The following is a 20,575-nucleotide window of genomic DNA, read 5'->3' on the forward strand; positions in this document are numbered from 1 at the left end:
TTCCAAGCTCATCGACATGCCTTTCATGGACGGGGTGTGCTTTCAGCGGGCTGAACGGTTGCGCTGCCCGCGTCCTGTGCACGTTTCTGCTCCTCGAGCAACGCCGGCAGGTTGCGCTCGATCAGCCGGCGCGGATCGTACCAGGACTGCACCGAGTCAAGGAGCTGGCGGAAGGGCGCGTTGATCCGTACGTTGAACACGAGCGGCAGCTTCGCCAGCCGGCGAATGAGGAAGTTGGACTTGGTCCCCTGCCCCTGGCTGAGCCCGGAGAAACTGATGTCGGTGATCATCTCGCCGGCCAGCGGGCCGTTCATCCGGATCGCGAGGCTGCGATAGTCGAGCGACTTGAGCGCCTGGAAGGCCATGTTGCCCCAGGTCCCCAGATCTTCTCGGGATACTTCGCCGACATAGGCGAGGTGGCCGCCCTTGCGCGCCCGCAGCACACCGCCTTCGATCCGGCCGCCGGTCTCGTCGAAGATCATCGGCAGCGTGCCGTCGAAGGTGCCGGTCGCATCGAGATTGTCGAACGCCATCTCCTTCAGGAACAAGGCGGCGTCGACGCCCTTCACCAGGAAGGTCATGCGGCGCTCGCCCGACTCATTGAAGTCGAGCGTGGTCGGCTCCAGCACCAGCTCGCCGCCCGCGAACGGCCACCGGGCACCCTCGACCCGCACCCGCCGGCTATCGAGCAGCTGGTAGCGGAACACGCCGTCGCGTACAGGAACGCCGGGGTTGACCTCGGTCACCTTCGCCACCTGCGCGGGCGCGGTCTGCGCGTTCAGCAGGTCGGTGAAGTTGAGTTCGGTGGTGAGCCCCTGCACCGGGCCGAATGCTGCCGCCAGGGACATGTTGGTCGCGGTGAAGCGACCGATGCTGGTCACCGCCTCGCCCGCCCAAGCGATCTTCCCCGTGCCGGCAATCGTGCCGTCGACATCGGCGATCACGCCCAGAGTGAGCGGGGTGAGATCGGTCGGCTGCAGGCCGCCGGTCCGGAAGCGGATACCGGCCACGTCCAGCAGCGCCTGCCCCTCGCCACGGCCGAGATCATGGGTGATCGCGACCGACGCGACCGGCACCGGCCGCTTGGTGCCGACCAGATCGGCCCGCGCCTCGATCCGATTGCCTTGCAGGTGCAGACGGCCCGCCGGCGCAAGCAGCGGCTCGAAACGCGGGCTGGGGTCCGCGTCGGCGAGGCGGAAGCTGCCGAGCAGCGACAGTGCGCCATCGGCAACCTGCCAGCGGCCCTTGCCCTGCGAGAGGATGAGCGGGACCGCACCGATCTGCCCGCCCAGCGCCTCGAAATCACCGCTTGGGGTGTTACCGAAGGTGCCACCCAGCCGGCCGATATCCAGCCGGGTCGGATGCTCCGCCCCCATCCGCACTGCGACCTCGGTGAGATCGAACGCACGGCTCGCCAGATCCAGCCGGATGCCACCGGCGGCGAGCCGCAATGGGTTGCTGCCCATGGTGCCGGTGAGGGCGACGCCGCGGACCTGGGCGCCGCCGGTGAGCCGTTTGCCGTTCCAGGCCACCATCGCCGGTCCTACCGGGCAAAGCCGCTGCCGATGCCCGCGCAGTACCATGCCCGACGCGGCGATCCGAGCGAAGCCCAGCGTCGCGCACCCCGGGTTCACCAGCACGCTCGGCCCGTTCCACCGCGCCACCAGTGGCATCGAAACATCGTCGATCTGCCCGCCGCCGATCGGGCCGGACAGCGTCGCGACCGTGCGCGCCGACCCTGCCCCGCCCCGCGCGGTGAAGTAGAGGTTCGACAGCGCCAGCCGCGCGCCGCCGGCCGCATAGGGGCGCAGCGTTCCCGTACCCTGCAGCTGGTCGCTGCCGGGACGCTGCAGCAGATCCACCGCCGCGTCCGGCAGCCCGCCGCCACCAAGGGACAGGCGCCCGGCCAGGGCGACCGTGCCGGCAGGGATATCCAGCACCGCACCGCTCGCGCCTACGAAGCGCATCCATGCTCCCGATCGTGCGGTCAGGTCGACCGCTTTCACGCGAAGCGTCACGCCCCTGCCCCGCGTGGCCACGCCAAGATCCGCCACGCCGTCGAAGCGCCGCCCCGCCGCGTCCACGGCCGAGGCGAACTTGGCAGCGAGCGGCCCTATCGGCGTCCCTGCTAACGCGTTGCGATATCCGGTTACCTCTGCCCGCACCCTGGGGGACACCATTGCTTGCTGCACGCGTACGCGGCCGTCGAATGCCATCACGCGGCCGATCGCATAGCGGCCGGCGACGTCGACAGCGTCGGCACCGACGCTTTTGGTGGCCGCGCCTGTCGCGTCCAGCCTGAGGTCCCCCGCCGTCCGTACGCGGTCGCCGGCGAAATCGAGCCGGGCATCGGCCCGGCCAAGCGTGCCTACGCCCGACCGCAGCGATGCGACAGCAAGCGTCGCGTCGCCCGTCCATCCCGCAAATGCATCATCGAGCGTCACGCGAACGTCGCCCCGCGGCTGCTTCGCCTCGAACGCGCCGCACGCCAATCGCTGTGCGGCCAGCGGCCCGGTAAGGCTCGGCGCGCCCTTGCGGATGCGCAGCTCCATCGCGGCGGCGAAGCCCGAGAGCGCGCAACTTCCGAGCTTCAGCGGCCCCGCCTGCGCATGCAGCGTGCCGGCGAAGCCGTCGGCCAGCAGCCCCTTGCCGCGCAGCCCGAGGAGGACGAGCCCTGCGTCGCTCTCCAGCCGCAGCTGCGCGTCGGCAACCTCGACGCTCAACCGGGGCAAGGTAAACGGCTTGCCCGAGGGCGGCGGCATCAGCCGGTCCAGCGATCCCAGCGACAGAACGCCGTTGACGATCCGGCCCTTGATACGGACGCGCCCGGCCTTCGCCACCAGCAGTTCGGCACGCCAGGGGCTAAGCGCGGTCCGCAACTCGATCCAGTCGGCGGTCAGGTCGGGGTCGCGCGGATCGCCGATGGAGACGCCGGTCAGGCGCTGCCGCCAGGGGGAGAGCTGGTCGATCGTATAGCGGGCTGGCACCCCGCGCCGGGCGAGTGCGCGATCGACGAAGCCCTGCGCGATCGTGCGCCGCTGGAGCCACACCGTCGCTACCGATGCGGATACCAGGACGAGCAACGCCAACGCGACGCGACGGCGTCGCGTCGCGCGCGCTGCTGCACTGGTCCGCCGCACCTCGACGTCGGTGTCGTCTTCGCTCCGGTTCACGCCCGCTCCAGCCGCCTCATTCTGCGGCCCCTGCCATAGCTATCCGAACTCGCAAAGGTTCCTTGGATCGGGAACTGGGCAGCGCCGGCCATCGCCTGTCACCTTACCGATCCGATCTTTGCTGCTTGGCCTCGCGCCCGGTTTCGCCCGTGGCGTGATACTCGCCCGGTACCGTGCGACGATGCGTGCCGAACGGCCAGCGCGCCCTTCCCTCACCGCTAGCCCCGCCCCCGCCCGCGCCGCGCTGCCTGCGACACCCGCGAGCGCCAGTTGGTCGCGGTCGGGAGGCGGTTTGCCGGGAGGGGTGGTCGCGGCACGTCGGCCGACGGATCAGTAGAGGCCGCCCAATGCCCGTACGGTTTCGGTCGCCACGCCGAGCTGCCGGGCGCGGATCGCCAGCAATGTGCGCTCCGCATCGAGTGCAGCGGTCTGCGCGATCGTCACTTCCAGGAAATCGGCAGCGCCGTCGCGGTATCGGGTCATCGCCAGGTCCTGCGTACGCTCGGCCGCAGCGGCGGCCTCGCGCTGGTTGCGCTCCTGGTCGATCAGGTGCCGACCGGCGGCGAGATCGTCCTCGACCTCGCGGAAGGCCGTCAGCACCGTTTCGCGATAATTGGCAGCAGCCTCGTCATATTGGGCGCGCGAGATCCGCACATTGGCGCGCCGCGCACCGCCGTCGAAGATCGACAGCGCCGCCGACAGGGGGCCGAGCGCCCAGAAACTGTTGTCGCTGTTCAGCAGGCCGCCGCTCACGGCCTCGAAGCCGCCGGCGCCGCCCAGCGTGATCGTCGGGAACATCGCCGCGCGCGCAACGCCGATCTGCGCATTGGCGGCAGCGACGCGACGTTCGGCGGCGGCGATGTCGGGGCGGCGTTCCAGCAGGGTGGATGGCAGCGCGGCCGGGATCACCGGCGGCGCGATCAGTGTGTCGACCACTGGAAGCGAGAAGGTCGAGGGACTCTCGCCGATCAGCACCGCGATGGCATGCTCGTCATTGGCACGATCCGCGGCGACGGCGTCGAGCTCGGCCCTGGCGCCCGCCAACTGGCTCTGCGCGCGGCTGACATCGATGCCCGAAGCGATGCCGCCGCCATGGCGCGTCTCGGTAAGGTCATAGGCCCGCTGAAACGCGTCCACCGTCTTGCGCAGCAGCACGGTGCGCGCATCGAGCCCGCGCAGGTCGAAATAGGTCGCGGCGAGCCGGGTCTGCAGGCCGAGCCGGACGCCGACGAGGTCGGCAGCGCTGGCCTCGGCATTCGCCTGACTGGCTTTCACCGCGTTGCGGATGCGGCCAAACAGATCGAGCTCATAGTCGAGCGAGGCGCCGACTTGCGGATTGGTATAGGTGACGGCACGCCCCGAGGAGAGCGGCCGGCCAGCCGAGACGCGGTCGCGCGCGATCGTGCCGCTCGCCCCGATTTCGGGCAGCAGCGCCGCGCGATTGCGGCGCACCAGCGCGGCGGCCTGGTCGTAGCGCGCGATCGCCGCGGCAAGGTTGGGGCTGCCCGCAATCCGCGCCTCCAGCCCGTTCAGCGTCGGGTCGGCGAAGCGTTCCCACCAGTTGCCGCCGGGAGGAACCTTGGTCCCGGCGGTCTGCCAGTCGCCGCTTTCCTTGTACGCGGGCGCGGCGGCGACTTCAGGCCGGTGATAGTCGGGCGCCATCGAGCAGGCGGAAAGGCCGAGCGCCGTCGCCGCGACCAGCGCTGCCTTACTTGCGCGCATTGGCGAGCACCTTCACCAGATCCCCGGTCTGGAGCGAGTCCGGCGGGTTGTCGATCACCCGGTCGCTCGGCGAAAGACCCGCCACGACCTCAACCACCTTGCCTTCGTCGCGGCCCAGCGTGACGGTGCGCAGCTGCGCCTTGCCGTCCGCCCCCAGCACCGCGACCTGCGTGCCCTTCGACCCGATGATCAGCGCACTCGGCGGCAGGGTCACGGCGCTTCCGCCGCCGCGCAGCGGGAAGCGCGCCTGCGCATAGGCACCGGGCTTGAGCGCGCGATCGCCATTGGCGGCCTGGAGCTCGACCAGCACCGTGCCGGAAGCGGGATCGACTGCATCCGCGGTACGCGTCAGCGTCGCCTTGAAGGTCCGCTCGGCATATTCCGGCAGCGTCAGGCTGACCTCCATGCCGGGGTGGATCTGCGCCGAATAGGCCTGGGGGACCTTCACATAAGCACGGATCCGGCTGACATCGGATACGGTGAACAGCGGCGTCGCACTCGCATTGCCGGCAACGACCAGCGCGCCGATGTCCGTCGCGCGGCTGGTGACGACGCCGTCGAACGGCGCGACCAGCCGGGTGAAGCCGGTCAGCGTCTGCAACCGCGCGACATTGGCGCGGGCCGCATTGGCGACCGCGGTCTTGGCGGCAAGATCGCCCTGCTTCTCGTCGGTCTCCTGCTTCGACACCGCATCCTTGGCGAGCATTGCGCTCCACCGCGTCGCGGTGGTCTGGGCGAGCTGCTGGTTGGCGCGGGCGGTCTGCAGGTCGGCGCGGGCGGCGGCGAGCTGCTGCTCGACATCGGGGGCGTCGAGAACCGCCAGCACTTGGCCGCGCCGCACCGGATCGCCCAGGTCGACCAGCCAGCGCCGGACATAGCCCGTGGTGCGGGCATAGATCGGCGCGCTGTTGAGCGCCTGCAGGTTGGCCGGCAGGCGCAGCGCCTCGCTCGAGGCGGCCAGCGTCGGATGGATCACGTTGACGCTCGGCACCGCCTGCTCGGCGGTCCAGGCGGCAAGGTTGCGCTCGGAATGGGCGCGCGTGACGATGCCGGTGACGACCGCACCCATCGCGACGAACGCCGCGACGCTGGCGGTGATTTTGAGGCGGCTGTTGCCGTTCTCAGACATGCGCTTCCTCCAATGGAATAGGCCGGTTCCCGGCCGCGGCGGACCCGGCCTTGCGCTTGTGGACCAGGCTGAAGATGACGGGGACGAACATCAGCGTCGCGAAGGTGGCGACGATCAGCCCGCCGATCACGGCGCGGCCGAGCGGCGCGTTTTGCTCGCCGCCCTCGCCGAAGCCGATCGCCATCGGCAGCATGCCGATGATCATCGCGAGCGCAGTCATCAGCACCGGGCGGAAGCGGACCATGCCCGCCTCGAGCGCTGCCGCCGTGGCGTCGCCCAGCTCGGCGAGGCGCTCGCGGGCGAAGCTTACCACCAGGATCGAGTTCGCGGTCGCGACGCCCATGCACATGATCGCGCCGGTGAGGGCGGGCACCGAGAGGGTGGTGCCGGTGGTGAACAGCATCCAGATGATGCCGGCGATCGCTCCCGGCAGCGCGGTGATGATCACGAACGGATCGAGCCAGCTTTGGAAGTTCACGACCGTGAGCAGGTAGATCAGCACGATCGCGCCGAGCAGGCCAAAGCCCAGGCCGTAAAAGGCGCTGTTCATCGTCGCATATTGCCCGCGCATCGTGACGGTGACGCCCTTCGGTGCCTCCGCCTTGAGGCTGTCGAGCACCTTGCCGATGTCGGCGGAGACCGCGCCGAGGTCGCGCCCGTTCGGGGTCGCGAAGATGTCGATGACCGGGTTGATATTGTAGTGCGAGATCACCGCCGCCGCGGTGCTGCGCTGAATCGCCCCGATCCCGCCGAGCACCTGGCTGCCGCTGCCGCCCGTGCCGGTGACCGGCAGGTTCGACAGGTCGCTGATCGAGCCGACGCGATATTCCGGGGTTTGCGCGACGACCGCATAGGACACGCCGTTTTCCGGGTTCAGATAGAAGACCGGCGCGGTCTGCGAGGTACCGGCCAGCGAGCTGGCGACGCTGGTCGTCACGTCGCGCTCGGTCAGGCCGAACTGGCCGATGCGGCTGCGGTCGACGTTCACGTCGAGCTGCGGATAGCGCGACGATTGCTGGATGCGCGCGTCCGCGACGCCGGCGATGCCACCGATCCGGCGCAGGATCTTGCGGGCATAGGCGGCGTTCGCGTCGGCATCGCGGCCGGAGACCTGGATGTCGATCGGCGCCGGCGCGCCGAAGTTGAGGATCTGGCTGGTGATATCCGCCGGCAGGAAGGCGAACTGCGTGCCCGGATAGGCCTTGGGCAACAGCTCGCGCAGCTTCTTCACATAGTCGGCGGTAGGCGCGTGGTCCTTGCTCAGCTGGATCAGGATGTCGCCGTCCTGCGGGCCGACCGTGCCGGAGTTGTTGTAGGTCGTGTTGATCGCGCTGACCGGCAGGCCGATATTGTCGACCAGCGACACGAGCTGGTCCGGCGGGATCACGCCGCGGATGGTGCGCGCGATCCGATCGAACTCGGCCGAGGTATCCTCGATCCGCGAGCCCACCGGCGCGCGGACATGGATCGCCATCGCCCCGGCGTCGACGTTCGGGAAGAAATTCTGCCCGAGCAGCGGCACGAGGAACAGGGTCACCGCAATCACGAGGATGAAGGCGAGGATGAACGGCCGCGGGGTTCCCAGCGCCTTTTCCAATAGCCCGCCATAGCCGGTGCGGACCTTCTCGAAGCGATGCTCGAAGCCGCGCTGGAAGCGCACCAGCGGATTGCGCGATTCCGGCGCGCCCGCCTCATGGCCATGCCCCGGCGCGTGCGGCTTGAGCAGGAACATCGCCATGGTCGGCACCAGCGTGCGCGAGAGGAGGAACGACGCGATCATCGCGAACACCACCGACAGCGCCAGCGGCACGAACAGGAAGCCGGCGATGCCGGGCAGGAAAAACATCGGCACGAACACGATGCAGATGCACAGCAGCGAGACGAAGGCCGGCGTGACGATCTGGGCCGCGCCGTCGAGGATCGCGTCCTTGACCGACTTGCCCTGTTCGAGGTGCCAGTTGATGTTCTCGATCGTCACCGTCGCGTCGTCGACCAGGATGCCGACGGCGAGACTGAGGCCGCCCAGCGTCATGATGTTGAGCGTGTTGCCCGTCGCCGACAGCGCGATGATCGCCGCCAGGATCGCCAGCGGGATCGAGATCGCGATGATCACCGTCGAGCGCCACGAGCCAAGGAACAGCAGGATCATCAGCGAGGTGAGCCCGGCGGCGATCACGCCTTCCTTGATCACGCCTTCCACCGCCGCCTTGACGAACAGCGACTGGTCGCCGATCGGCGCCACCTTCAGGCCGGGCAGCGTCGCGGTGACCTTGGGCAGCGCATCCTTGATGCCCTGGACGATCGCCAGCGTCGAGGTCGCGCCGCTCTTGAGCACGGTCATCAGCACCGAGCGCGCACCGTCGACATGGACAACGTTGGTCTGCGGCGCGGAGCCGTCGCGGACATGGGCGACGTCCCGCATGTAGATCGTTGCGCCGTTGACCACCTTCACCGGGAGCGCGTTGAGTTCCTCGATCGATCCCGGCGCGTTGTTGAGCTTGATGCTGTACTGATAGCCGCCGATCTTGGCGAAGCCCGCCGGATTGATCTGGTTCTGCGCGGCGATGGCGTTGCCGACATCCTGCGCCGAAAGCCCCTTGGATTGCAGCGCCTGCGGATCGAGGTCGATCTGCACCTGGCGCTGGCGGCCACCGGACGGGTACGGGATCGCGGCGCCCGGCACGGTGACGAGCGGCGGCCGCACCTGGTTCTGGGCGGTGTCGAACAGCTGGCCCTCGGACATGCCCTTGCCCGACAAGGCGAGCTGGAGGATCGGCACGGTCGAGGCATTGTAGTTGAGGATCAACGGCGGGGTGATGCCCGGGGGCAGCTGGCGCAGCACCGTCTGCGAGATGGAGGTGACCTGCGCGGTCGCGGTGCGGATGTCGGCACCCGGCTGGAAATAGATCTTCACCACACCGATGCCCTGCATCGACTGGCTCTCGACATGATCGATGTCGTTGACCGTCGTGGTCAGCACCCGCTCGAACGGCGTCACGATCCGCCCGGACATGTCGTCGGGCGACAGGCCGCTATACTGCCAGGCGACGGCGATCACCGGCACGCGGATGTCCGGGAAGATGTCGACCGGCGTCCGGATTGCGGCGAGCACGCCGAGAATCAGGATCAGGATGGCCATGACGATGAAGGTGAGCGGCCGCGCCAGCGCGATCCGGACGATCCCGATCAAGAGCGACTCGGGTCGCGAAAAAGCGAAGAATGGCAGGCGGCCAAGCGCATACGGGATACTCCGGATTGACGGGGCGGTGCGCGTCCCAGTTCGCAGCCGCAGCATTCCCCTGCATCCGCCGACCCATCCGCGTCCAATATTGTTTACGGCATGATTGATATGCAATAGGTACGGATCTATGGAGCTGCGCCATCTTCGCTATTTCGTGGGCGTCGCCGAGGAACTGCATTTCGCCCGCGCCGCCGCGCGCCTTGGCATCTCGCAGCCGCCGCTCAGCCAACAGATCGGCCAGCTCGAAGCCGAACTCGGCGTCCGCCTTTTCGAGCGGACCAGCCGGAGCGTGCGGCTCACCATCGCGGGCGAGGCGTTCCTGCCGGCCGCACGCGCCACGCTGGAGCAGGCCGAGCGTGCGATCAACATCGCGCACCGCGCGGCCCGCGGCGAACTTGGGGAACTCAACCTGGGGTTCAACGCCTCGGCGCCCTTCGTGCCGATGATCGCCCGCGCGATTTTCACCTTCCGCCAACGCTTCCCGGACGTGAAGCTGAACCTCACCGAGGTGGCTGGCACGTCGCAGTCGACTGCCTTGGTCGATCATGCCCTCGACGCCTGCTTCGTGCGCAGCAAATGCCGTCCGCAGGTGTGCGACGACATCGCGGTCACCCCCATCCTGCGCGAGCGCTTGTTCGTGGCGCTGCGTCCCGACCATGCGCTCGCCGCGAAGGAGCAGCTGCAGTTGCACGATCTCGCGGGCGAACCGATGATCGTCTATGCCCGCGAGCACGGCGCGACATTCACCGACGAACTGCTGGGGATGCTCCGCGGCGTCGGCGTGGAACCCCGGATCGAGCATCGCGTCCGCGAGGTTTCGACGCTTCTCGGCATGGCTGCCGCCGGGGTAGGCATCGCAGTCGTCGCGGAATCGCTATGCGCGCTGCAGTCCGCTAGGCTCGTCTACCGTCCCCTTTCGGACCCCGAATCGATCACCTCGATCTGGCTGATCCACCTCCTCGACGAGGCTAGCCTGCCGTGCCGAAATTTCCTCGATATCGTCGCACGCGAGCGGTCGCTGCTCGACCTTCCCCCCGACGAGGTTTCGAGGATCATTCTCGACGACTCTGTACCGCAGGAGGTGCCCCTGACTGCGGTCAGCGTCGCCGCTCCGCGCGCTGTCGAGTGTGCCGCGCAGCTCGCCGCCGCCGCAGATCGGCCCGCGGCACGCAAGCCAATCCCGGGTGGCCGGAATAGGCTGGAATAGGCCGGAGCGCCGGCTCGCGCGCGGAGCCCCTCAGGGAGCCCCCATCCGGGAAAAGAAGTCGACCAGCGCGTGCGGGGTGCCGGCACCCAGCAGAAGCGCCAGCATCTCGTGCCCTTCCCTGGCAGCCTCGGCGCCGCGCGGGAACATCTTGGATTCGTAGGCCGCCAAGGCCGTTTCGATGTCGTGGGGATGTGCGGCGATCGCCTGGCCTAGTTCGGCGCCATCGAGGAGCGCCAAGTTGGCGCCTTCGCCGGCGGGCGGTGCAAGATGCGCGGCATCCCCCAGCAGCGTGACGCCGGGGATGCGGTCCCATCGATGCCCGGTCGGAAGCGCGTAGAGCGGCCGCGGCACCGGGACCGTGTCGCTGTCGACGATCAGCGCGGTAAGCGCGGGCGCCCAGCCGTCGAATGCGGACGCCAGCCGGGCCACGGCAGCGGCGGCGTTGCCGAAGTCGATGCCTGCGCTCCATTCGAGCGGGCGCTGCAACGCTGCATAGGCATGGAGGACGCCGCCCGCTTCGCGGTGCGCGAAGAAGCCCTGGCCGGGCGCGAGCGCAAACAAAACGCCCCCGCCTGCTGCGGCGGCCGTCGCGGGATGGCGGGTATCGACGTCGTGAAGATAGGTCTCGACGAAGGTTGTGCCGACATATCGGGGCGTCGCGTTCGATAGCAGCGGGCGGACCTTCGACCAGGCGCCGTCGGCACCGACGAGGAGATCGGCGGTCGTGCGCGAGCCATCGGTGAAGTGCAGTTCGTGCCGTCCACGGCCCAGCGCGACGACGCCGACGAGCTTCTTGCCCCACTGGACGGTGCCCGCCGGCAGCGACTCCAGCAGAATGCGCCGCAGATCGCCACGCAGCACTTCGGGCCGCCCACCCGAGCCATTGTCGGGTAGGTCCAGAAGCACGGCACCGTGGCGGTCGAGGACACGGGTCGCTTCCCCGCCCGGATGGATAATCGCGCGAAATTCCTGCGCAAGACCGGCAGCGGCGAGCGCGACCTGCCCGTCATGGGCGTGGATGTCGAGCTGACCACCCTGTGTGCGCGCCATGGGCGAGGAGTCGGCCTCGTAGATGACCGCGACGATGCCGTGGACATGGAGGATACGGGCCAGGAGCAGCCCGCCAAGGCCGGCGCCGACGATGGCGATATGCGGTGTCATGATCTCCCTTCCAACAACCATGGAACGGCGTTCCATTCGCAGCCTGTTGGAACATCGTTCCATTCATGTCAATGCGGGCACCATGACGCGCAGAAATCTGAGCACGGGCGCCCATGGTGCATTGTCGCGGGAGCGTATCGTCGAGGCCGCCATCGGTATTCTCGACGGCGCCGGCGTCAACGGATTGACCTTTCGGGAACTCGCGTCCCGCCTGGAGACCGGGAGCGGCGCGATCTACTGGCATGTCGCGGACAAGCAGGCGTTGCTCGCGGCGGCTACCGATCGGGTTCTTGCAGGTGCCATCGCCGCAGTGGCCAAGGAAGCGGAACCGCAGGATACCATCCGCGCGCTCGCACTTGGCGTGTACGATGCCATGGCAGCGCACCGGTGGATCGGCGCGCAATTGTCAGGCAATCCTTGGCAGCTGGCTTCCCTGCGGATCCTGGAGCACCTCGGCCGGGAGGTTCAAGCCCTCGGGATCCCCGAGCACGCGCTGTTCAATGTCGTCACCGCGCTCATGAACTGCATCCTCGGCGTCGCGGCGCAGCACGCCGCAGCGAGCCTTCTGCCGCGCGACAGCAAGCGCATCGATCATCTCACCGCGATCGCCGCCGACTGGGCACAGCTCGACCCGGTCGACTATGCATTCGTCCGGACATTGGCGGCACAGCTGCCCCTTCATGACGATCGGGTACAGTTCCTTGCCGGCGTCGATCTCGTCCTGGTGGGCGTCGCGCACCTCCGCTAGCCGAACGCCCGCGAATGCAGCCGTGGCTGTCGGTTCCCCCTGCCCTTCAACGCGCGGGCGCCGCCGCATGGAGAAAGCGCTGAAAGAGCGAGATCAGCATGCCGCGGCTGGAGCACCGCCGGCGGAGGTCCCGAGCGATGTCCGCATGTGAAGGCGGTTCGCGCAGCGGCGGCGCAGATCAGGCGATCGGCGCGCCTTGCCGGTACAGGATCGCTCGGCCGACGTAATGCAGCCCGTTCCGGGCACCGCTTTTCCAGGGCGAACATTACACCGGCCTCACAAGGTTCCCGCCACGATGGCGCTGGTCCGTCCGGTACCAGGCTTCTCCAGCGCTCTGCCCGCCCCCCATGGCTGGTTCACCGTGGCTACCCGACTTAGAACTTCACCTCCGCGGTGATGCGGTAGCTGCGCCCATATACGGCATCGAACTCCTTGTTCGTGCTGAATTCGGGCACCGGCCCGGCATAGGTCACGTGCATGTTGAACGGGTTGTTGACGATCGCCCGCAGCCGGAAGTGATCGTTCACCATCACGCCCGCCGACGTGTTGACCATCCAATAGGCCGAGACGCCGTAATACTGGTAATTGCTCGCCGGATTGTTGGGGTTCACCTTGGTCGGGCCGTCATAGAGCACCGTCCACGACCAGTCGAAGCGCTTGGTCTGCCAGTCGATCATCGAGGTGACCGCATCGGCCGGCTCGCCGATCGCATCGTGATAGATTTGTGCGCTCCCGCTACCGATCACCTGCTGATTCTTGAACTCATGCAGATAGTTGGAGCTCAGGTTCAGCACGCCGGCGGAGTCCGGGAGCCCCAGGCGGCTGAGCGGCAGCGTGTAGGTCGCCGATGCCTGCAGCGCACGATAGTTCTGCGACGCGATGTTCAGGAACGTGTCCGAGAAGCTGGTGATCTGGTGCGTCGTCGGATCGCGGGTGAAGTCCGCGCAGAAGGGCGAGTTCGGGTAGCTCGGCGAATCGTAGCACGCCTGCATGATGCTCTGGATGCCGGGCTGGACGATCTCGTTCTTGATGTCGATGTGGATATAGTCCGCGGTCAGCACCAGGCCCGGCAGGAACGGCGCGGCATAGTTGGCGCCCACCGTCCAGCTGTTGGCGATTTCGTTGTTCAGCTTGGCGTTGCCGCCGCCCAGGCCCTGCACCGTCGCACTCACGATCGACGAGGTAAAGCCGCCCGCGGGGATGCCGGCCGCAGCGCAGTTCTTCGCCCGGGTCGCAGGGTTCGAGCCGCCGTTGATGAAGCTCGAATCGCAGGGATCGTTGCCGGTTTCAAAGGTCGTGGCAATCGGCGCGAAGGCTTCGGTAACCGACGGTGCGCGGAACGAGCGCGTATAGTTGCCGCGGATCGTCAGGCCCTTGACCGGCGACCAGTTGCCGCCCCCGGTGTAGGACCAGAAGCCGCCGTTCAGCGAGTTGTCGGTATAGCGCGCCGCACCGTGCAGCGTCAGCTCGCGCAGGAGCGGCAGGTGCATGTCGGACGACAGCAGCGGCAGGGTGACCTCGGTGAAGGCCTCATGCGTATAGTAGGAACCGGCGACCGGCGCGATCGCGGCATATTGGCTGTACGAACCAGCGAAGAACGTGCCCGGATCGAAGGACTGGCTTTCTCGGCGGATTTCACCGCCGACCACCGCCTTGAGATCGCCCGCCGGCAAGTGCGCCAGCGAGCCTTTGACGTCCAGCACCGCATCGAACTGCTTGTTGACCTGGCGGCTGATGGCCGGCGCACTGATGTAGTTCAGTGCCGCCTGGCTGGCATTGCCATTGCCGAACACATTCAGCGGCGCGCAGGTGCTGCTGAGCGTCGCGATCGGCGCGTTGGTGTAACCGGGCGCGCAGATGATCTGGCCATTGGGGCCGACCACGGCGTTCAGCGCGTTCTGGATATTCTGCCACACCAGGCCGGGCTGGCTGGTGGTGGTGTTGACCTGCCCGTAGGTGACGGTGCCTTCCCAGGTGAAGTCGTGCGAGCCGATCGCAAAGTCGCCGTCGAGGCCGGCCACGCCGCGCGCCAGCGAGGAGCGGGTCGTGAAGCCGCCATTGTACAGATCGTCGTTGGCGCGCGCGAGATAGAATTGATTGGTCGGCTGCCCCGATGCCGCCAGCGAAGCCTGGATCGTTGCCTGATCGGCCGCGCTCAGGAACGGGTTGGTCGAGGAAATCGCATAGTTGGCATAGGGAAGCCCCGCGCCGCCCGGCCCGGAAAACAGCGCGGTGTTGTAGAGGGGCTGGGATGCGATGTTGGTCGAGATATTGCGGCTTGCCCAGGCTTCGGCGTGGAAGCGCAGGTGATCGCTGAAATCATAATGGCCGAGCAACACGCCCTGAATACGGCTGCTGTTGGTGAGCAGGTTGCCGTAATCGCCGATCCGGTAGCCGTCCCCACCGGCTTCGTCGGTAAAGTTGCCGACCGCCGTTCCGTGCTGGAAGGGTACGAGCTGGCCCGCCTTGTTGAACACCAGCGCCTGCCCCGCAGCGTTGGTGATCGCCTGATAGGGGGCGCCAAACACCGGATCCGCTGCGCCGCCCGCGGAAAGCCCGTTGAACGGGATATTGTCGATCGCGGTCGGGATGCCCGTGTCGCTTACCACCGAGAACCGGTCGCCGCCGAAATAGGCGACCCGGCTCGGACCCGAGCTGCTGGTACTCTTGCCGAGGAACGGCGCATCCGCGCTGGTGACGTACCGCGACGCGGTGGTCAGCCCGTCCTGATGATCGTAGAAGACGTTGAGCGTGATGTTGCCGCGCCCATCGCCGAAATTCTTGCCGGCGAGCAGCGAGACGTTGCTGTTCGCGCCGTCACCCCGCGAGGAAATGCCGTTGCTGGCGGTGACGTCGATCCCCTCGAAATTCTTCTTGAGGATGATGTTCACCGTGCCCGCGATCGCGTCCGAGCCGTAGATCGGCGCACCGCCGACCGACACCACGTCGATGCGCTCGACCAGCGCCGGCGCGATCTGGCCCAGGTCCACCGGGGTACCGACCGCGGCGCCGAACACGCTGGACGTGGCGCCGGAGACGAAGCGACTGCCGTTGACCAGCGTCAGCGTCCGCTGCGCGCCGAGATTGTACAGGTTGCTGAACGACTGGCCCGCGCCGAAGCTGCCTTGGCTGCCGACCGTGCTGTTCGCCGGCACGCCGAACTGCGGCTGGTTGGTCAGCGCCTGGCCGATCTGGGTGAACCCCTGGTTCACGATGCTGGCGCCGGTGATCGCCACGACCGGCTGGTCGGCCACCTTGCCGCCGGTGCGGGTGCCGGTGACGATGATCGTGTCGCTCGACGACGACTGCTGCGGGTCGGGCACGGTGGTGGGCGCGGATGAATCGTCCTGACCGGTGGCGGTGGCGGGCTGCTGTTGCGCATGTGCAGCAGTGGTGGCGACCAACGCCATCACAAGCACCGAGCTCGCGGCCAGGAATTTGCGACTACCAACGTACATGCCAGATCCTTTCACTGCGTAACGGCTTCTGGCTCCGCAATCGGCTCGTCTCTTTCCAATGAAACCTGTTTAATGTTGCATTCTGGTGCGCTGCTGTGGCGTTTCGGTAACTGTATTTTTCCTGGCCGGCACGTATATTGCGCCCCACGCTTTACAGATCTCGAATTGTAACGTCATGCATCCGAGATATTTCTGAAAATGTCGCATTTCCCCCGGTCCTGAGACTCACAAAGGCCACAGGATGCTGGCCGCTAGTTCGCCAAGTCGCGCAAGACAGGATCCTTTTCACAGACCTCTGCCACCGGGAAGCCATGTTCCCCGGCGGGACCATGGCCTCCCATCGGTATTGTGGCAGGATGGTTCTGCGTCTCGATCGGCGCCCCGCACTCGTCCGATCTGGCCCGGTGCCGGAGGCAACCGCCACGCGGTTGCCCGAAACCTCGCCGGATCGTTGGCGGCCGCCCTTCACGTTGGGCGTGAAATCGACGCAGCCCCATCAGCGAGTGGCTCGCAGCACCACCTTCCCCGCCAGCAGCGGCTCCGCGCGTGGCCCATCGGCCACGGCGTGGAGAACGATAGTCCCAGCCTGCCTGGTAGACTGCACGATGACCTGCGCGAGTCCGTTGAAGAGCGAGCGGCGCGGTTCCTTGTCGCTTTCCAGGCAGTTGGGATCACCATTGCCGACGCCGATGATTGCGCCCGGTCCCTCGATCGTGAAGGCCAGCTTGTCCATCGCGGTCGATACGGGACGGCCGCGCGCATCGAGCAGTTCCGCCTTGAGCATGGCCACGTCGCGGCCGTCGGCCTGAAGGAGAGAACGATCGGCGGTAAGCCGGATGGACCGGCCGGGGCCGGTCGTCTCGCGCCGTTCGGTGAGCAGCCGTCCGCCCCTGCGCCCGCGTGCCTCGATATACCCTGGGGTGTACGGCACCTTCCATTCGAGATGCCCCAGCCGTGGCACCGTTTGCGCGCCCATGCTGCGTCCGTTGACCAGCAACTCCACCGTGTCGCAGTTCGAATACACCCAGACGGACACCATCTCGCCTTCGCGCCCCTGCCAGTTCCAGTGCGGGAACAGGTGCAGCGAGGGCTCCGAGCGCCACCAGGCGCGGTAGTAATAGTAATAGTCCTTGGGAAAGCCGCACATGTCGACGATGCCGAACTGCGAGTTGATCGACGGCCAGCCATAGGGGGTCGGCTCGCCACGATAATCGAAGCCGGTCCAGGCGAAGCCGCCGGCCGACCATTCCTTGCCGCCATAGAGCTTCCACCACTCTTCCGGCGTCTTTCCCCAGCCGACCACGCCGTCATAGCTGCTGACCGTGTTGCGCGTCTTGTCGCTGCTATATTCGCCGCGCGTCGAGATCGCACTCGACGTCTCCGAGCCGAAAATCGGTCGGGTCGGATGCTTGGCGTGGAAGGCCTCGGGATACTCCTGGTGGTAGTTGAAGCCGATGATGTCGAGCGGATCGCTCACGCCCTGTTCGTTGTCGTCATTGACCGCGGCCGAGACCGGCCGGGTAGGATCCAGCGCATGGCAGCGGCGTACCATCGTGGCGGCGATCGGCTTGCCCTGCTCGGCCATCTTCTTCTGCAGCAGCCATTCCTCGTTGCCGATCGACCAGAGAATGACCGAGGGCGAATTGCGAAACCGTTTCACCATGATCTCGAGCTGCGCCATCGCCTCCGGGTTCGCGCTCAACTGGCGCGCTTCGCACATCACCAGCACGCCGCTACGATCGCATGCCTCCACCCATTCGGGCGTCGGCATGTTGTGGGTGGTGCGCACCGCGTTGCAGCCCATTTCGCGCAGCACGTTCAGCCGGTAGCGCTGGATCGCATCGGGCAGCGCTGCGCCGACCCCGGCATGATCCTGGTGGTTGCAGGTGCCCTGCAGCTTGATCGGCTTGCCGTTGAGCGAGAAGCCGTGGTCGGCATCGAAGCGGAAGCTGCGGACGCCGAAGGTCACGCGATCGGCATCGCGCACGCTGCCGCCCGCCGCCAGCCGTGCAGTGGCGGTATAGAGCGTCGGCGCCTCGACCGACCACAGCTTCGCCTCCGCCATCGAGGTGCGGACCTGGCTCTCGGCGGTGCCGCCCGCCGCTACCGTGACGGCCGATGCGGAAGCCCGGGCCACGACCTGTCCTGCCGCGTCGACGATGGTCCATTCCACCACCACCTGCTGTGCGGCGTCGGTTTCGTTGGCGATCACGGTGGCGAGGTCCAGCGTCGCGCCGCTGTCCCCCGGGGTGGCGCGCACGACGCTGTCCCATTTGCCGAAATGCAGCGCGTCGTGCTTGGTCACCCAAACATGGCGGTAGAGCCCCGCCCCTTCGTAGAACCAGCCATCGCCCAGCGACGCATCGAGGCGGACGACGATCACATTGTCGCCGCCATAGTGCAGGAAGTCGGTAAGGTCGAAGCGGAACGGCGTGTAGCCGTCGTTGTGGCGGCCGATATAGCAGCCGTTCACCCACAGGATCGCATCGCGCATCGCGCCGTCGAATTCGATCCAGACACGGCGACCGCGATCGCTTGCCGGCACGTCGAAGCGGCGACGATACCAGCCGATGCTCGTCTCCGGGTAGCGGCGGCCGAGCGGCTTGTAGCCATGGCTTCGGCTGTTCGCATCCCCCTCGCCGCGGTCGTCATGGACAAAGGGCAGTTCCACCGCCCAGTCGTGCGGCAGGTCGAGCGCGCGCCAGTCGCTATCGTCGAAATCGGACGTCGCGAGCTTGAAGTCGCCGGTCTTGGCGAAGTCGCTCTGGCCATAGCCGAAGCCATAATCCTTGGCCGGATCGCTGCCATGGCCGAGTGCGAAGCGCCAGCCGGTGTCGAACGGGAGCAGTTCGCGCGGCGCCAGGCCGGCGGTGCGCGCCATGATGGACGGCTCGGCCGGCGCCTCGGTGCCGGCGCGCGCCGCCTGGGGCAGCAGCGGCGCGACGGCGGCAAGCGCCAGGAGGTTGCGGCGCGAAGGATCGGACAGGCGGTCGCTCATGATCGGCTCCTGGTGCTGCGAGGCTGCCGGGGGAAAGAACCACCTGCCCCTCGTGCGGGTGGCGGACGATTACGGCAATATTATCCTTGCCATATGAAAACCAGCTTGCAAATATGATAGCACAAAAGCAGCGCCCGCCTATGGGCACCGGCAAGCAGATCGGGGGAGCGGATGACGACTTTCAGCAAGCGCGAGATTCTGGCCGGTTCGTTCGCCACCGGGCTTGCGGTGAAAAGCGTCAGGCGCGCCCGGGCCCAGGCGGGGCAGAAGCTCGCCGGTGCCGATATCGCACCGGCCGCCGCCCCCGGTCCCTTCCAGCCAACCGGCGCATCGCTTTCCACCTATCGAACACCCGACTGGTTCCGCGACGCCAAGTTCGGGATCTGGGCGCATTGGGGCCCGCAGGCGGTTCCGGCGCAGGGGGATTGGTATGCCCGCTTCCTGTACGTGCCTGGACATCCCCATTACGAACATCATCTGAGAACCTACGGGCATCCTTCGGAGAAGGGCTACAAGGACATCATCCCGCTCTGGACTGCCGAAAAGTTCGATCCGGAGGCGCTGGTGCAGCGGTACGAGGCCGCCGGCGCACGCTACATCGTCTCGATGGGCGTCCACCACGACAATTTCGACCTGTGGAACTCGCGCCATCACCGCTGGAACGCGGCGCAGATGGGCCCTAAGCGCGACATCGTCGGCGCGCTTCGTACGGCGGCGAAGCGGCGGGGGCTGCGGTTCGGCGTGTCGGAGCATCTCGGCGCGAGCTATAATTGGTGGTACCCGAACCAGCTCTACGACCAGTTCTGGCCGAAGATGGGCAAGCGCTATGACGGCGCAGATCCGCGCTACGCCGATCTGTACCATGGCAACCGCGACGAGCCGTACCTCGGCGATTCCGATACCTGGTACACCCACAACCCGGAGTATCAGCGCCACTGGTTCGCCCGCATCCGCGACCTGGTCGACAGCTACCAGCCCGACCTGCTCTATTCGGATGGCGGCGTGCCGTTCGGCGAAATCGGGCGGACGATGGTCGCGCACCTCTACAACAGCAGCATCGCCCGTACCGGCAAGCTGGAGGCGGTGTACAACCACAAGGCGCTGGGTTCGGGCGAGTTCGACAAGAGCTGGGGCGTGCAGGACGTCGAGCGCGGCGTGCTGAGCGGCATCAATCCGCTGCCCTGGCAGACCGATACGTCGAACGGGGACTGGTTCTACACCGGCGATGTCGGCGGATACAAAGCCACCGACGAAGTGATCACCATGCTGGTCGACATCGTGTCCAAGAACGGCAACATGCTGCTCAATGTCGTGTTGCGGCCCGACGGCAGCCTGCCGCCGCCGTCCGAACAACTGCTGAACGAACTGACGCCCTGGATGGCGGCGAACGGCACCGCGATCCACGGCACGCGCCCCTGGCACGTATATGGCGAAGGGCCGACCCAGGCCAAGGAAGGCGCCTTCCAGGAAAAGGCCGCCTACACGCCGCAGGACATCCGCTTCACCACGAAGGGCGAAACCCTATACGCGATCACGCTCGGCGAACCCAAGGGACCGGTGGCGATCACGTCGCTCGCCCGCGGCAACCCGCACGAGAAGCGGCGCGTGCGGCAGGTGCGGCTGCTCGGCCACCCCGGCGCGATCGACTTCCGCCAGTCCGACCAGGCGCTGGTGATCACCCCGCCGGCCAGCCTGCCCACCCGCCACGCCAGCGCCTTCGAAATCCATTTCGCCTGAC

The 20,575-nt window shown here is 67.3% G+C and carries 10 protein-coding genes; 3 read left to right on the top strand and 7 right to left on the bottom strand.

Annotated features, from left to right (window positions below; all coding sequences use genetic code 11):
• Nucleotides 1-23 precede the first annotated feature (23 nt).
• The 4 genes from QZ814_RS13055 to QZ814_RS13070 all read right to left on the bottom strand — a co-directional run bounded on the left by QZ814_RS13055 (nucleotide 24) and on the right by QZ814_RS13070 (nucleotide 9,214).
• The gene (locus tag QZ814_RS13055) at nucleotides 24-3,173 is read right to left on the bottom strand and encodes a YdbH domain-containing protein (protein WP_294332870.1); all 3,150 of its coding nucleotides are present in this window, start codon (nucleotides 3,171-3,173) and stop codon (nucleotides 24-26) included.
• Nucleotides 3,174-3,503: 330 nt separating this feature from the next.
• Nucleotides 3,504-4,895: an efflux transporter outer membrane subunit gene (locus QZ814_RS13060; protein ID WP_294332871.1), complete on the bottom strand. Its 1,392-nt coding sequence runs from the start codon at nucleotides 4,893-4,895 to the stop codon at nucleotides 3,504-3,506.
• Nucleotides 4,882-6,024: an efflux RND transporter periplasmic adaptor subunit gene (locus QZ814_RS13065; protein WP_294332872.1), complete on the bottom strand. Its 1,143-nt coding sequence runs from the start codon at nucleotides 6,022-6,024 to the stop codon at nucleotides 4,882-4,884. Before QZ814_RS13065 ends, QZ814_RS13060 begins: the two co-directional genes overlap by 14 nt.
• A complete protein-coding gene (locus QZ814_RS13070) occupies nucleotides 6,017-9,214 on the bottom strand; it encodes an efflux RND transporter permease subunit (RefSeq protein WP_294332873.1) in 3,198 nt (1,065 codons plus the stop codon). Before QZ814_RS13070 ends, QZ814_RS13065 begins: the two co-directional genes overlap by 8 nt.
• Before the next feature lie 178 nt (nucleotides 9,215-9,392).
• Here QZ814_RS13070 and QZ814_RS13075 point away from each other — a divergent pair, with 178 nt between their 5' ends.
• Entirely contained in the window at nucleotides 9,393-10,472 is a 1,080-nt protein-coding gene (locus QZ814_RS13075; RefSeq protein WP_294332874.1) for a LysR substrate-binding domain-containing protein, read from the top strand.
• Between the two features lie 30 nt (nucleotides 10,473-10,502).
• Here QZ814_RS13075 and QZ814_RS13080 read toward each other — a convergent pair whose 3' ends face one another.
• Nucleotides 10,503-11,669, bottom strand: coding sequence for an FAD-dependent monooxygenase (locus tag QZ814_RS13080; protein ID WP_294332875.1), 1,167 nt, complete (start codon nucleotides 11,667-11,669; stop codon nucleotides 10,503-10,505).
• Between QZ814_RS13080 and QZ814_RS13085 the strand changes: the two genes are divergently transcribed.
• Entirely contained in the window at nucleotides 11,653-12,381 is a 729-nt protein-coding gene (locus tag QZ814_RS13085) for a TetR/AcrR family transcriptional regulator (protein ID WP_294332876.1), read from the top strand. The two genes, QZ814_RS13080 and QZ814_RS13085, sit on opposite strands and share 17 nt — an antisense overlap.
• Nucleotides 12,382-12,755: 374 nt before the next feature.
• Here QZ814_RS13085 and QZ814_RS13090 read toward each other — a convergent pair whose 3' ends face one another.
• Both QZ814_RS13090 and galA read right to left on the bottom strand, forming a co-directional pair.
• Entirely contained in the window at nucleotides 12,756-15,839 is a 3,084-nt protein-coding gene (locus QZ814_RS13090) for a TonB-dependent receptor (RefSeq protein WP_294332877.1), read from the bottom strand.
• Nucleotides 15,840-16,335: 496 nt separating this feature from the next.
• Nucleotides 16,336-18,837: a beta-galactosidase GalA gene (galA, locus tag QZ814_RS13095; protein ID WP_294332878.1), complete on the bottom strand. Its 2,502-nt coding sequence runs from the start codon at nucleotides 18,835-18,837 to the stop codon at nucleotides 16,336-16,338.
• A gap of 171 nt (nucleotides 18,838-19,008) precedes the next feature.
• Between galA and QZ814_RS13100 the strand changes: the two genes are divergently transcribed.
• Nucleotides 19,009-20,574, top strand: a complete 1,566-nt coding sequence (locus QZ814_RS13100) for an alpha-L-fucosidase (protein ID WP_294332879.1) — start codon at nucleotides 19,009-19,011, stop codon at nucleotides 20,572-20,574.
• The last annotated feature ends 1 nt before the right edge of the window (nucleotide 20,575 follow it).

It is taken from the genome of uncultured Sphingomonas sp., assembly GCF_913777625.1.
Taxonomy (GTDB): domain Bacteria; phylum Pseudomonadota; class Alphaproteobacteria; order Sphingomonadales; family Sphingomonadaceae; genus Sphingomonas.

What these genes read in the sequence shown, in the direction of transcription:
- QZ814_RS13060 (WP_294332871.1), bottom strand. Translation starts at nt 4,895, where the DNA reads ATGCGCGCAAGTAAGGCAGCGCTGGTCGCGGCGACGGCGCTCGGCCTT.
- QZ814_RS13065 (WP_294332872.1), bottom strand. Translation starts at nt 6,024, where the DNA reads ATGTCTGAGAACGGCAACAGCCGCCTCAAAATCACCGCCAGCGTCGCG.
- QZ814_RS13075 (WP_294332874.1), top strand. Translation starts at nt 9,393, where the DNA reads ATGGAGCTGCGCCATCTTCGCTATTTCGTGGGCGTCGCCGAGGAACTG.
- QZ814_RS13085 (WP_294332876.1), top strand. Translation starts at nt 11,653, where the DNA reads ATGGAACGGCGTTCCATTCGCAGCCTGTTGGAACATCGTTCCATTCAT.
- QZ814_RS13080 (WP_294332875.1), bottom strand. Translation starts at nt 11,669, where the DNA reads ATGGAACGCCGTTCCATGGTTGTTGGAAGGGAGATCATGACACCGCAT.
- QZ814_RS13090 (WP_294332877.1), bottom strand. Translation starts at nt 15,839, where the DNA reads ATGTACGTTGGTAGTCGCAAATTCCTGGCCGCGAGCTCGGTGCTTGTG.
- galA (WP_294332878.1), bottom strand. Translation starts at nt 18,837, where the DNA reads ATGAGCGACCGCCTGTCCGATCCTTCGCGCCGCAACCTCCTGGCGCTT.
- QZ814_RS13100 (WP_294332879.1), top strand. Translation starts at nt 19,009, where the DNA reads ATGACGACTTTCAGCAAGCGCGAGATTCTGGCCGGTTCGTTCGCCACC.